Consider the following 13643-nt stretch of genomic DNA (forward strand, 5'->3'; position numbering starts at 1 on the left):
GGCAAAGCCATTTCCTACAGGGCTACTGTCGTCGTCAAATCCTAACTGAAAACCTGAGTTATTGTCAGTGCTTAAGAATGTGTTTGGGTTGCAGCGGTTGGAGGGAAGGTCGTTGTTTGTCCAGGCTCTATATTTTGAACCTGGAGTAAGTCCATCCAGCTTGTATTTGTCTACTTGAGTCCCGGAGGATAGGTTGCCAAAAAATCTTCTCCAGCCCAAACCATCTCCAAATTTGTTTTCCCATCCCCATCTAACTCCACTGTAAATTTCCACTATCGATTTCACGATATCTGTATTTAGATCTGTAGTTCTCCCTGGAACCTCGTTAACTAAATACGTTTCAGCGTAGAAGTAGTGGTTTGTGCGTGTATGAGAGTGTGTGACGTGTGGCAAATCTCGGAAGGTAGTTGAATTCGAGCCACCAAATGATTGATCGTAGTAAGGAGTTCTTGCCCCCGAACGAATATCGATCTTGTCTAGAGGAATTCCTTCATTTATAACGTTACCCTCGTTATCAACATCATAATTAGTAAGTACCCGCTGAATCCAGTGAACTGTACTGCCGACAGGATCGTTACCTTTTGGTAAGTAATTTAACTTGAAAAAAGCCCCAACCGCGAAGTCTACTCTAGCTCCATCCGCTTCACAGCGAACGTCTGGATTACAAGTGTAATAATTTTCGACATTGAAACTACCTTCGAGATCACCTTTCGGTATAAATTCCCACGAATGACCAAATTGATTATTTAGCAGATCCAGCAAACCATCTGTTCCTCCTGGTTTGATGGTATGAACGACTCCCGGCTGAGGGAAGTAACGCCGTGGATCTACTTCAGGCCAAGCATCTAAGCTTACTAAGCCCTGACGATTATCATACCATCGTGAGTGACCGAAAGTCCCATCGCTGTCTCCCGGTTGTCCAGGTGTAAGGGTGAATGCAAAGCTTGACTGGCTTGAGATAGTGACTAGAACAGTGGTCGTCCAGAGTGCTAAAAAGGATTTTTTTGATAGCATGTTGAGGTTATTTTAAAACTAAGTTTACAAAAAAAATAACAGCGACAGTAAAAATTTTAGGTATCAGAAAAATTGTCTTCCAGTTCACTTTAAGGCGGAATCAACCTAAACTCCACAAAAGGTGTATTCACCATTCCCATCCAGAGGTCTTCACATAAAAACTCTAATTTTTCTGTGAGGGATCTGTATGTTAAGTGAATCTGGTATGTACCGAAGGCGAGATCGTTAAACCTCCAACAGGATCTACCTCCACCTGAAACTATCAGGCTTAACAGATTATTTGCTTCCCTTGTAAGGCTAGCCTTGAGAAATAAAGTAATGCTTTCTCCTGGTTTCACAAGTTGTAAGTCGGATTCTTGAGGAATAACCCATCCCAGACTACCGCCACAGGCTAGGCGAGGTATCATACCATTTTCTCCTATTAGTTGGGGAATCAATGTATCAAATAAGATAAAGCGAAAAGGAGTTGAGGTATTGTTGGTAATCTTCATCCCAATCTGTACGGGAATTTTCGCAGATGATGCGGTTAGTGGAACTCTTAAGCTTGGCTCAGGAACTAGCGTTTCAAAGCACATACCATCGACTTCTACTCGATTGTTGTGATGCGGCATAGGTTCAATTAATCGTAAATTCATCGCAGGACTTGCAAACAAACTTCTCTCACTTTCTTCTATTCTAATTATTTCCGCTGTCGGTGAATCTTTTAATAAGAAATTATGGCCCGGACTTAAGTAGATGAATCGAAGCTGGTAAGTTCCTAGTCGTAAAGGTTGAAACAAATAAAATTTCTCAGGATCAATAATGGTTGTGGTAGCATAAAAAAGACTCGTTTGGAGTTGCAGGCAGTTATTCTGCCAAAAGAGCTTTGCCATAAAAGACCGCACTATAGCTATGTTTTGGGGAATTGCTATACCCTTGTAATAGTTAGTTGCTATTTGTCTATCGCTAGTTTTGTGAGGGCGTATTTCTTTACCGTCAACAGTAAAAAGTTCGGGCGTTAAATATTTATCTATGAAAGGAAACAATCTTGGTGTATTATTAGTAATCTCTACATGAATCTCTACAAATGTAGTTGCATTCGTACTGTTGTTCGGTACGGGCACCACTAGAATATCTGGTTCCCAGATTTCTATATCAATACCCTTTTGTTCCACTTTATTGTTGTCACTTGAATTAAAATCTGTCATATTTATTACCCTTTATATGCCAAAATTTTTAATTAACAGTAACTCTTTTCTCTACTTTACTTAATGCCAGGACTCTAAAAATGATGAAATGCAATAAAAACTAGAAAAAATGCTTGCTCACATCAATTAGCATTGCTTGTTGAAAGTCACTTCTCAGCTATTTGAATATATATTAGCAGGAATGCCTTCATATTTAAACCGTAAAAATACTGAACTTTTTTAGACCAATTTTCCCTAATACCAGCAGTAGAACGGCTCTCCCGGATGGGTGTAAAAAGTAGCTATCGATACAATATACCGCAGTTTTTTACCATCTTGCCCTAGAATCTGTAACGTTGTATTTAACTATTGGAAGCGCAACGAGGCTGCCGTTTTATTCGTAATCTCAAGAGCGAGTTTTACAAGAGTTGCAGCATTCGGCTTATTTGAGGGGATTGTCAAGACAGGCTCTGGCAGGAAAATTTTAAGATGTTAGAACCCCGACTTCTTTAAGAAGTCGGGGTTCTGGGTTTTGTGTTTTTTTAGATTAATCTGCCCGCTTGCTCAGCCGCTTGTAAACCGTAGCCAAAGCATTGCTATCTCCCACATTTCCGGGAAATAAAACCACGGGTAAATTGGGAAACAGAGGATGGTCGGCTGCTGTTTTTACCACCGAACAACCTGCGATAATTTGACCGATTTGCCTGACACTTTTGAGCGACAAACCGGTACTCAAAACATCGTTGGAAGTAATGCCGCCCTTGCTAATTAAAAAACCGATATCTGCCGGCAAGCCCCGCACGACATCCATCAACAAAGCAGAAACAGCAGCTCCAAATTTTAACCGAATTTCTGCATTGGGAAATTGTAGTTCTTGGCGGCTGGTATAAATTACAGGCGTTTTGCCGTCGGCGTGAGCTGTGCGGACTTTTTCGATAATTTCATCGAGAATTTGGGTGCGATACTCGGGCGAATCTTCTAACAAGTGAGATACATCTATTTCAATGCTAACTGTATTGGGTTCTTCTAACAATCGTTGCAATTGATCTGTAGTTTTCTTAACGTGGGAACCCACTATTACTGCACCGGGTTTGCCGTCTTTCACATATTTTGCCATTTCTTCGGCTGCTACGGGCTGGTGGCCGATGTCAGCTAAGGATGTTAAAATACTGGCCGCGCTGCGGAATAAAAACTTTTTACCTTGACTGGCTGCATCGAGAATGTGTTTGGCAAATGTGTTTAAATCGCCTTGACTTTCGCCGTCAACAACTGCACATTGGTTGTCTGTCATGTCCATCAGTCGATCTAAACTTCCGTAGCGTATGTCTGCGAGTAAAATGCGATCGACTGTATCAGCTTTGATGCGACCTTTGGTTTTTTCTTCTACGTAGTCTGGCAGGTAACTGTGACTGTAGCCGAAGACTGAATCTTTGGCAAATTCGGTTTTGTGAACAGGAGTTGCAACGCTGTTAACCATGAGGTAGTGTACGCTGTTGCGGGTAATTCTGCCTCCTTCAAAAAAGGCGGGAATTAGAAAATGTGCGTCGAAGGGGCCGAGTTCTTCGGCGATCGCGTCGGTTTCGATCGGATAGTGACCGCGCAGGGTAGAATCGGAACGGCTAACGATTAGGAAGTCTGTGATTTCTTCGCTGGCGATCGCCTTTTTAAGATTTTGGCACACTTCGCGGGTGACGGAGGCTGCTGCTTCGGGAGTTAGCGATCGAGTATTTGTCAGTATAAAAAAAATCGGGGACTTGTCCCGCAGCCCCAAACGCAGGGTTTCTTCGTCCCAACGTGTCAGCAGCAAGCAACTGTGCACGGTTTGCGAACCTGTTGGATCGTCGTCGAGAACTATAATTTTGGGTTTGGTAGAAGGCATACTTACTTGGTTGTTAACGTCACCTTTCCAAGATATCCTTACCTGTTACTTAACAGCCAAAAATTTACAATTAGGATATTTCTTAACAATTCTCATTATTCATGAATTTTAAGATGTGTTGAATAATACCGGGCGGTTGAAACCCGGTTTATACTTACCTTACAGCCACTAAAGAGCGGGTTGAAGAAGGGGCGGTTAAAATTTAATAAGGTTGGGTTAACGCTGGTGTCAGAAGAGATTTCTTAGTGTTAGTTTTCGCGATGGTCGGCGATCGCATTGCCGAGATTATGATAGTTATAAATTAACTGATGTGTGCGGGGAGAAATTAGCTTTTTAACTGAACCGTATCTGGCTAAAATTACGTTATTCTCTTCATTCTGCTTGGCATGGAATTAGTTTGACTTTCTGGCGGTTTCAACCGCCGTCCGATATTTTTAATTTTTTCAATTAGCAGTGTTTCGATCTTGCAATTTTTTTATTTCTGCTTGAACTTCTGTAGCTAACTGCAAAGCTTCGTTGAGCAATCGCCCTTGCTTGCTGGCTCGATCGCTAATTTGCAAGGCATTCAAAGTTCTCAAATTATTGGCAAACAATTCGGAGTTAGTAGCGACAAATTTCTTGTTTTCCCTGAGAATTCTTTCAGTTTTCAAAGCTCGAACTAAATCCTCTCTGATGGCCTGCAAGGCTTGAATGACTTTGGCTCGATCGCCTATTTTGACTTCCGCATTGCCCGCATCTTCTATCCGATCGTTAATTTCGATCGCTTTGATTATACCGTTATAGCGATCGACATCATCAAACAAATTAATTAAATCTTTATTTTGGCTGCTCCAAATTTTCCACGCATCCTCAAAAATCAAACCGCAGATCGCAGCGAGGTGGAGGGCGAACCAAAACAAATAAGCCCTAGGAAATATCGCAACCAGCAACCAACAACTGATTATAACCAAAACAATTAAACCGACGGTTTTTAAAACTTCGCGCGCAAAATTAGTTGCAGTGGCCGGTCTGTATACGCGATCGGGCCCCGCGCCGCACAGGTGCCTGAGCTCACCGACAGTAATTTCTAATCCTTGAATGTCAGCTCGCATAAATCTTCACAAATATTTGTTAAATATAAAGTTTTGTGGTAGAACAAAAGCCTCGTCTACAATAAATCTAACACTTTTTTCAACCAAAACTGCACTATGTCCGCACGTCCTATCTACCTCGACAACCACGCCACAACCCCTGTAGACAAACGGGTACTTGATGCGATGCTGCCATATTTTACCGAACAATTCGGCAACGCAGCCAGCATCAACCACGTCTACGGCTGGGAAGCAGAAGCAGCGGTCAAAAAATCGCGGCAAATCATAGCAGAAGCAATCAACGCTTCTCCAGAAGAAATTGTTTTTACTAGCGGTGCAACGGAAGCAAATAATTTAGCGATTAAAGGTGTCGCCGAAAGTTATTTCAGCAAAGGAAAGCACATTATTACAGTAAAAACTGAACACAATGCAATTCTTGACCCCTGTACGTATTTGGAAAAATTGGGGTTTGATATTACTGTTTTACCGGTGAAAAGCGACGGATTGATTGATATTGGCGATTTGATCAAGGCGATTCGGGCTGAGACAATTTTAGTTTCAGTGATGACGGCTAATAATGAAATTGGGGTGATTCAACCGATCGCCGAAATTGCTGCAATTTGTCGCGGAAATGACATTTTGTTTCACACAGATGCGGCACAGGCGATCGGCAAAATTCCCCTCGACGTACAGGAAATGAACATCGATCTAATGTCCTTGACAGCCCACAAAATCTACGGGCCAAAAGGCATCGGTGCTCTGTACGTGCGGCGCAACAAGCCGAGAGTGCAGCTAGCGCCACAAATGCACGGAGGAGGCCACGAACGGGGAATGCGATCGGGAACTCTCTACCCACCGCAAATAGTCGGATTCGCCAAAGCGGTAGAATTAGCCGTTGCGGAAATGGAGTCGGAAACAGAACGAGTTGTTAATTTGCGCCAGCGTTTGTGGGAAAATTTGAGTGAATTGGACGATGTTTTTCTCAACGGTCACGCTACTAAGAGATTGCCCGGTAATCTTAATATTAGTGTAGGCGGGGTTGACGGTCAAGCGTTGATATTGGGTTTGCAATCGGCGGCGGCTGTTTCTTCGGGTTCGGCTTGTACTTCGGCGAAAATTGCTCCATCTCATGTTTTAGCAGCGATCGGGCGATCGGACAAATTAGCTTATGCTTCAATTCGGTTTGGAATTGGCCGGTTCAATACCGCAGCAGAAATAGATGCAGTCGCCGAACACGCGATCGCAACTATTACATCTCTCCGCCAAGCTCAAAAAGTGATGAGTTAGACAGTTAACTGTTAACTGTTAACTGTTAACAGCGAAAATCCGTTATGGGTTTTTGCTGTTCACTGACAGTCAACAGTCAACAGTCAACAATAATTCCGGTGCAACCGGAATTGATATAATCTGTAGGGTGCGTCGCTGTGAGATACTCAATGGAACTTGCAGATTTTTTCGGGCGACGCACCTTACCATTTAGGATTGGACGGTTCAATAAGCTGTCGCGCAGCTAATGCTAAAAGTCGGGGATCTACTAACAGCATCGTTCACTTAGAACCAAACACCTCGCGCACTCGATAAATCGGTTTTCCCTGGGACTCGTGATAAGTCCGCATCATCACTTCCGCCAGCAAACCAAAACAAAATAACTGCACGCCAGTTAACAACAACACCACAGCCAAAATCAGCAAAGGACGATTACCAATACTTTGACCGAGACCAAATTTTACGAAAGTCAAATAAATTCCTAAAACCGTTCCCAACGTCATAGAACTCAGTCCCAAAAGTCCAAAAACGTGCATCGGTCGAGTCAGGAACTTTTTCATAAAAGAAATAGTTAACAAATCCATCAACACCCGAAAAGTCCGCCAAATTCCGTACTTGCTTTGACCAAAACGGCGGGCGTGATGGCGCACCGGCAGTTCGGCAATTCTCGCCCCTTCAATAAATGCCAAAGCAGGCAAAAATCGGTGCAATTCCCCGTAGAGATTCAAGTCGGCGACTAACTCAGATTTGTAAGCTTTCAAAGAACAGCCGTAGTCGTGCAAAGTTACGCCTGTAACGCGACCAATTAACCAGTTGGCAATTTTAGAAGGAATCAGGCGGCTGATAGTATTGTCCTGCCGATTTTTGCGCCAGCCGCTAACTAAATCGTAGCCTTCATTTAACTTGGCTAACAATAGCGGAATATCAGCCGGGTCATTTTGCAAATCGCCGTCTAGGGTAACAATAGCACGGCCTGTCGCGCGATCGAAACCTGCCGACATCGCAGCAGTTTGCCCGTAATTGCGCCGCAAAAGCACGGCACAAAGGTCATCGCGACTGCCGGTCAATTGTTTGAGAAGTTCAGCAGAGCCGTCCTTAGAACCGTCATCTACACAAATAATTTGATAGCTGAGTCCTGATGGTTGAATCGCAGAGGCGATCGCCTCAATCAGATGAGGCAAACTTTCCACCTCATTATACACCGGCACTACTACCGAAACGTCGAGAACAACCTCAGCGCCAGCCTGTTGTCCAGCCAATTTTTCCAAAAATAATGCAGCGTCCATTTTTTTATTCGATAACATCAGTAATCATTAGTCATTAGTCATTGGTCATTAGTCATTAGTCATTAGTCATTAGTCATTAATTAAGAACTACAGAACTTAGGCGTGGTGGCCAGAAACCGGGTTTTTTACGAAAATCATTTGTTCCAACCCTTAATCTCGGTAAAAACCCGGTTTCTTTGTTCGTAGTGCGATCGCCAAATAAACTAACTAGGTTGATAACTGGCGACCACTTTACCATATCCCCGCAATTGCTGGTAATAAACTTGACTGACTGCATCGCCATCCTCCGACAAAACATCGATACCGATACCGTTGCGACCTTGTGCTTGTCCCGAACTGTGAATGTAGCGATTATCTCCGAGATACAATCCTACATGAGTGGCTTTTTCTGGAGTACCAAAAAATACTAAATCCCCCGGTTCTAAAGCACTGATATTAATAGGTTTAGTAAAAGCTTCCTGCTGATAAGCATCCCTCGGCAACCAGATGCCCGCAGCCACAAAAGCAGCTTGCATCAATCCCGAACAATCATAATTTGGCCCGACTGTACCGCCCCAAAGATAATAATTAGATTGGTTCATGGCTTCACGAGCAAAAGTAATTGCAACGGGTAATTTTTCCCTGATTTGAAACTCAGAAAGCACCAAGGGATGATACACTGTTTCTGTGACTTCGAGCAAGTCAATATCTCGAAGATCCAACCATCCGGGATAATCGTCTTCGCACAGCCGTACCATCACAGCGCTTGTATCCCCCTGAACAACCGAGTCTATGCCATTTCTCCCCTGAACAACCGAGTCTATGCCATTTCTCCCCCCCTTAATAAGGGGGGGCAGGGGGGGGTCAAAAAAAAGCAAATGCCGCCCAACCGCTGCTTGAGTTGCCAATCGATCGCACTTTGGGGAATCGTAAATATTTATGTGCGATCGCACCCGGTACTCCACAACATCAGATAATTGAGAATTGACCATTGCTAATTGCTAATTATTTGCTGTTAATTGTTCGCATCCAACGATTTATGGCCATTAGCAAACCGCCGTTAACCGTTAACCGTCCGCCATAAACCATGACATTTTTCCACAAAGACGAACAATTAGAAACCCTCGGCAGTAGCATTATAGACTCTGCACAGTCAGAATTTACAGGATTGACGGGCGATCGTACAGCCATTACCTGGATAGTCTACGATCCGCCGGTGCGAGTCAACACGGGCGGCGCCCTCAGCGCACCAGAATTTTGGAAATATCAACCGCGAGGTTTTAGCAACCGAGCATCCGAACGAATTTATCCCGCCAGCATCGTCAAATTATTCTACCTCGTTGCCATCTGGGAATGGGCCCAAAAAGGCATGATTCAAACATCGCCAGAATTAGAACGCGCCGTCCGAGATATGATAGTTGATTCCAGCAACGACGCCACCGGTTTAGTAGTAGATGCCCTCACCGGCACCACCAGCGGCCCAGAATTATCACCTGGCCCCTTTGAAACTTGGAAACAGCAGCGAAACATCGTCAACCGTTACTTTCAATCATTAGATTGGCCGGAATTACACAACATTAACGCCAATCAAAAAACCTGGTGCGATGGGCCCTACGGTCGCGAGCGAGCATTTCTGGGAGAATTAATGGAAAATAGAAATATGCTGACTACAAATGCCACGGCGCGTTTGCTGCACAGTATAATCGGCGGCGTAGCTGTTTCTGCCAAAGCATCGCAAGAGATGATGGGCTTAATGAAACGCAGTTTAGCACCAGCAGAATTAGAGGCAGATCCCGAAAATCAAGTTACAGGTTTTTTAGGCGGCGGATTGCCAGAAGATGCAAAATTGTGGTCAAAAGCAGGGCTGACAAGTCAAGTTCGCCACGATGCTGCTTATATTGAAATACCCGGTTTGCGGCCGTATTTGTTAGTTGTATTTACTGAGGGTAAAGAGAATAGCAAGAATGAAGAAATTTTGCCATTTATATCGCGGCAATTTGTCGAAGCGATGAAGGCACTTAATTAGAGTTAGTAGCTGATTATTGCGACTAGACTTGAATTGCAAAAATAATTTGGACGATGCTCAAAGCCCGTCCAAAAATTTGATTAACAATAATTTTTTCTTACAAGTTCTAGAACGGAGAGGGGGGGATTCGAACCCCCGAAGGATGATAACACCCTTAACAGATTAGCAATCTGCCGCTTTCGACCACTCAGCCACCTCTCCGGATGACAGCAACTTACTATAGCACACACATCTGGCTATTGCCAACCCCTAAATCCAAAATTCCTGAAACCCTTACTCTGTCTCGAAGCAAGAAGGGCACAACAGGGATTTTGACACGGATACACAGATGAATTATTCAGCTTGACTCAAATATTGAAGTCAGAAGGAAGAAGAAAGAAAAATCAACTATTCCCAATCCCCGATGCCCAATGCCCTGCGCGGGCCGATGCCCTGCGCGGGCCAATGCCCTGCGCGGGCCCACTGCCCTGCGCGGGCCCATGCCCTGCGCGGGCCCATTCCCAATGCCTACTCCCCAAAGCCCCTAGCCTTCAAGTGCTTTTCCCAACTAAAATTGGAACTCAAAAAGAACCTCTTAGTATACAAATAGCCCAACCGGTACAGATTAGCCTTGCGATCGGCATCAAGTTGAAAATCCGTCGTCGTCACCTGAGCTTCAGTCACATCAATATTAATCACCCTACCTTTATCCATCTCCCGCTGGTGATAGCGGTCTCTTGCTTTCATCATCGTTGTGAACATCGCCGACAGCATCGACACCGGATTTTTAATCTTAATTTGATTTTCCAGGCCAGTATCAACCAACCGAAACCCAAAGGTAAACCAGCGCGGTGCAACCGGAGTCGAACCCGATTGCGTGTCATAAATCCACAGCGGAAAATTGCTCAAAATTCCCCCATCGACAATTAAGTCGTTTCCGAGTTTTCCCGGTTCAAAAAATAGGGGAATGCTCATCGAGAGCCGCACCGCTTCAGCGACGCTAAAATCTTCCGCACTTTTGAGCTGCAAGTTCTCGTACAAAGCATCGGAATCCGCCGATTCGCGTCGGTGCAAGTCATCGGGAATTACCAACATTTCACCGCGAGTGAGGTTGGATATTACTACTTTTAATTCCCGGTCTTTTACGATTTTTTTGACATCAGCAAAAGTATGCAAGTGACCTTTAGCAAGTGTTGCTTCCAACCACTGCCGGAAAGGCTGCGAAGAATATTCACCCATCTGGCGGCTAATTGTTAGAAAAAGTAGCGTCCAAGCAGGAGATTGCAGGTCGTCCGCGGGGTCGCCGTTTAAAATTAGAGGACTATTTTTTTGAGTTAAAAATATGTTGTAATCTAGCTGTCCCAACAATTCTTCTAAGTCATCGATTGACAAGTCTGTTGCCAATACGGCAGCCGTAATTGCACCGGCAGAAGTGCCTGCCAATTTTCGCCAGCGGATGCCCAAATCGCTGCAGCATCTGAGCGCTCCTAAAAATGCAACTCCGCGCACGCCTCCGCCTTCAAAAATTGCGTCGGCATAGATTTGATTGTTTTCGTCGGGAGGCGGAAATTTGCTGAGAATTGTTTGTCTTTCGGTGGCGGACATCCTGACACCGGGTTCTTGCAAAATTTGCTGCGGATACCAGTTGCTCATTTTAGATTTTGGATTTTGGATTTTGGATTTTGGATTGATATCTATTGTTCTTGATTTTTGTTGGGATTCATTGCTTCTTTGACGTATTCTTGAACTTGCGATCGCACTTGTTCGTAGGCCACCGACGCGCACCAAGGCCGGAGAGATAAAATAGTTGTATCTGGAGTAATCTCGGCTACCAAACAAGTCGGGGGCGGATTTTCCAACACCAGCGGGTGAGAGTGGGCAATTTCTAATAACTCAGCCATCGTTGGACGGATCGGGCGATCGCCAATATCAATTTTTAAGTCTACTCGCCTCGTTCCCATTGCCGTCGTATTTTTCAGTGTACCGTTAAATAGCTGGTTGTTAGGGACAATAATTTTTATGCGATCGTCCGTCACAACAGTAGTTGAAAAAATCCCGATGCTATCGACAACTCCCTTCACATCAGTAGCTTCGATTGCATCTCCCACTTCAAAAGGCCGCAAACTAATCAACATTACCCCAGCAGCAAAGTGCGACAAAGTATTTTGCCACGCCAAGCCAATCGCCAAACCCGCCGCACCCACCACCGCCACCACGCTAGTAGTTTGAATTCCCAACTGACTCAAAGCCGCGACTACTCCGACAATCAAAATCGTAATTTCTGCAGCTTGAACCAAGAATTTCCGCAGCGTGGCCTCCGTGCGGCTCAGAGCTCGGCGAGTCACGCGCCCCGCCACATCGATCGCAAATCGCGTAATTAACAAAATGCCGATCGCCCACAGCACTTGAGGTACAACTTTAAAACCCAATTCTACGAACTTTTTCGAGAATTCTTGGGCGAATTGCATCGCCTGTATTCTTTCTAAATCTAGCTGCGCCGTCAAGGTTTGAGCTATTAGTATAATTGTGCTGGATGTCATGGCAATTGCTAATTGGTAATTGATAATTGGTAATATCAAATTTGGTTACATCGAAATTATACTATATAAAGCCTGCGGTTGAAACCAGGTTTATACAAACAAAACCCGGATGGTGCGCGGGTTGAAGAATAGGCGGTGAAAATTAAGTTTTACATGATTTTATTCAGTCCGCGCAGGCGGACATCGTTTGACTTTATGGCGGTTTCAACCGCCGTCTAATCGTCCTAGTTAAGAGTTTACTGCTACGCGGGGCAATCGGTGTTTAAAACCGCAGAGAATTTCCCAAGAAATAGTTCCTAAAATTGCGGCCCAATCGTCTGCAGTAATTTCATTTTCCCCATCTTTGCCCAACAGCGTCACCACTTCGCCGACTTCTAAATCGGGAATTGCCGAGACATCCAGCATTAATTGATCCATCGTCACTGCCCCGATTTGCGGCACAAATTTGCCCCTGACTAAAACCTGAATTTTATTAGAAAGATTGCGCGGAATCCCATCTGCATAGCCGATGCCAACTACGGCAATCTGTGTCTGCTGCGAGGCGATAAATTGATAGCCGTAACTGACACCGGTGCCTGCTGCAATTGTTTTCACTTGAGTAATCCGGGCTTTTACCTGCATTGCCGGCTGCAAAGAAGCGATCGGCTGCAAGTGAGGAGCTGGATAAATACCGTAGGTAGCCAAACCGACTCGCACTAAATCGTAGTGTAAATCTGGGTCGGAAAGGGCCGCCGCCGAGTTTGCCAAGTGCAGCCGGGGGGGATTAATTCCTGCTGTTTGAATTTGCTCGATCGCCCGTTTGAACCGATCGTGCTGAACAGTCATAACAGCGGGATCGGGACTGTCGGCTGTCGCCAAGTGAGAGTAAATGCTAGCTAATTTTAAATTGGGCAACCGCTTGACTAATTGCACAAATTCTGTTGCTTCCGACGCGGGCGTACCCAACCGAGACATTCCCGTATCTAACTTAGCGTGAACCGCCAAAGAGCGATCGAGACTGGCGAGAACTTCGGAAAAAATTAGGGCTTGTTTGGCAGTACAAATAGTGGGCTGCAAGTGCCATTGGGCGATCGCCCTTACCTGCGCCGCTGTATGAGTCGCCCCCAACAGCAAAATCGGCGCTTCTATCCCAGCTTCTCGCAATTCTATGCCTTCGGGAATCGTCGCCACACCAAGCCAACTAGCACCAGCTTGCAATACTGTTTGACTGACTGCAACAGCACCGTGCCCGTAAGCATCCGCCTTCACAACTGCCATCAATTCAGTTTGGGGAGATAACAGATTTTTAAGCTGTTTTACATTGTGAGTTAAAGCCGCTAAATCAATTTCTACCCAAGCCCGCTGGCAAAGCCCGCCATCACCTTCCCACAGCACCGTCTGGGGGGAATTTTGGGTTGTCGATCCTGCGGTTGTTTGTTCCTCGCTCAACATTGTCGCT

The 13643-nt window shown here is 44.9% G+C and carries 11 protein-coding genes and 1 tRNA gene; 2 read left to right on the forward strand and 10 right to left on the reverse strand.

The features are described 5' to 3' along the window. The 4 genes from AACV78_RS17490 to AACV78_RS17505 form a co-directional block, all read right to left on the reverse strand. Positions 1-1014 (reverse strand): hypothetical protein (locus AACV78_RS17490; RefSeq protein ID WP_228042319.1); only part of this gene is annotated, 1014 nt, incomplete at its 3' end. A gap of 89 nt (positions 1015-1103) precedes the next feature. Further along, positions 1104-2201, reverse strand: coding sequence for a hypothetical protein (locus AACV78_RS17495; protein WP_194009297.1), 1098 nt, complete (start codon positions 2199-2201; stop codon positions 1104-1106). Between the two features lie 526 nt (positions 2202-2727). Next, positions 2728-4059 carry a four-carbon acid sugar kinase family protein gene (locus tag AACV78_RS17500; protein WP_194009296.1) on the reverse strand — a complete coding sequence of 444 codons (1332 nt, stop codon included), beginning with the start codon at positions 4057-4059 and terminating at the stop codon, positions 2728-2730. Between the two features lie 443 nt (positions 4060-4502). Next, on the reverse strand, positions 4503-5150 hold the full coding sequence (locus tag AACV78_RS17505; RefSeq protein ID WP_194009295.1) for a hypothetical protein: 648 nt from the start codon (positions 5148-5150) through the stop codon (positions 4503-4505). Positions 5151-5246: 96 nt separating this feature from the next. Between AACV78_RS17505 and AACV78_RS17510 the strand changes: the two genes are divergently transcribed. Then, entirely contained in the window at positions 5247-6416 is a 1170-nt protein-coding gene (locus tag AACV78_RS17510) for an IscS subfamily cysteine desulfurase (protein WP_194009294.1), read from the forward strand. A gap of 260 nt (positions 6417-6676) precedes the next feature. Here the strand turns inward: AACV78_RS17510 and AACV78_RS17515 are convergent, their stop codons facing one another. After that, positions 6677-7681, reverse strand: coding sequence for a glycosyltransferase family 2 protein (locus tag AACV78_RS17515; RefSeq protein ID WP_194009293.1), 1005 nt, complete (start codon positions 7679-7681; stop codon positions 6677-6679). Positions 7682-7884: 203 nt separating this feature from the next. Further along, a complete protein-coding gene (locus AACV78_RS17520; protein WP_194009292.1) occupies positions 7885-8652 on the reverse strand; it encodes a C40 family peptidase in 768 nt (255 codons plus the stop codon). A gap of 95 nt (positions 8653-8747) precedes the next feature. Between AACV78_RS17520 and AACV78_RS17525 the strand changes: the two genes are divergently transcribed. Further along, positions 8748-9686, forward strand: coding sequence for a serine hydrolase (locus tag AACV78_RS17525; RefSeq protein ID WP_194009291.1), 939 nt, complete (start codon positions 8748-8750; stop codon positions 9684-9686). Between the two features lie 112 nt (positions 9687-9798). On the opposite strand, the gene AACV78_RS17530 is transcribed toward AACV78_RS17525, so the two are convergent. The 4 genes from AACV78_RS17530 to alr form a co-directional block, all read right to left on the reverse strand. Further along, positions 9799-9887 (reverse strand) — tRNA-Ser (locus tag AACV78_RS17530). A 306-nt stretch (positions 9888-10193) separates the two neighbouring features. Beyond that, complete coding sequence (locus AACV78_RS17535) at positions 10194-11318, reverse strand: patatin-like phospholipase family protein (RefSeq protein WP_194009290.1); 1125 nt, start codon at positions 11316-11318, stop codon at positions 10194-10196. Between the two features lie 41 nt (positions 11319-11359). Further along, the gene (locus tag AACV78_RS17540) at positions 11360-12205 is read right to left on the reverse strand and encodes a mechanosensitive ion channel family protein (RefSeq protein ID WP_194009289.1); all 846 of its coding nucleotides are present in this window, start codon (positions 12203-12205) and stop codon (positions 11360-11362) included. A 228-nt stretch (positions 12206-12433) separates the two neighbouring features. Next, positions 12434-13636 carry an alanine racemase gene (gene alr / locus AACV78_RS17545; RefSeq protein ID WP_194009288.1) on the reverse strand — a complete coding sequence of 401 codons (1203 nt, stop codon included), beginning with the start codon at positions 13634-13636 and terminating at the stop codon, positions 12434-12436. Positions 13637-13643 lie beyond the last annotated feature (7 nt).

It is taken from the genome of Tychonema sp. LEGE 07196 (assembly GCF_963890365.1).
In the GTDB taxonomy this organism is placed as follows: Bacteria; Cyanobacteriota; Cyanobacteriia; order Cyanobacteriales; family Microcoleaceae; genus Microcoleus.

Coding starts and splice junctions, on each gene's coding strand:
- AACV78_RS17495 (WP_194009297.1), bottom strand. CDS start 2,201: ATGACAGATTTTAATTCAAGTGACAACAATAAAGTGGAACAAAAGGGT.
- AACV78_RS17535 (WP_194009290.1), bottom strand. CDS start 11,318: ATGAGCAACTGGTATCCGCAGCAAATTTTGCAAGAACCCGGTGTCAGG.
- AACV78_RS17540 (WP_194009289.1), bottom strand. CDS start 12,205: ATGACATCCAGCACAATTATACTAATAGCTCAAACCTTGACGGCGCAG.
- AACV78_RS17510 (WP_194009294.1), top strand. CDS start 5,247: ATGTCCGCACGTCCTATCTACCTCGACAACCACGCCACAACCCCTGTA.
- AACV78_RS17520 (WP_194009292.1), bottom strand. CDS start 8,652: ATGGTCAATTCTCAATTATCTGATGTTGTGGAGTACCGGGTGCGATCG.
- AACV78_RS17525 (WP_194009291.1), top strand. CDS start 8,748: ATGACATTTTTCCACAAAGACGAACAATTAGAAACCCTCGGCAGTAGC.
- AACV78_RS17505 (WP_194009295.1), bottom strand. CDS start 5,150: ATGCGAGCTGACATTCAAGGATTAGAAATTACTGTCGGTGAGCTCAGG.
- AACV78_RS17500 (WP_194009296.1), bottom strand. CDS start 4,059: ATGCCTTCTACCAAACCCAAAATTATAGTTCTCGACGACGATCCAACA.
- alr (WP_194009288.1), bottom strand. CDS start 13,636: ATGTTGAGCGAGGAACAAACAACCGCAGGATCGACAACCCAAAATTCC.
- AACV78_RS17515 (WP_194009293.1), bottom strand. CDS start 7,681: ATGGACGCTGCATTATTTTTGGAAAAATTGGCTGGACAACAGGCTGGC.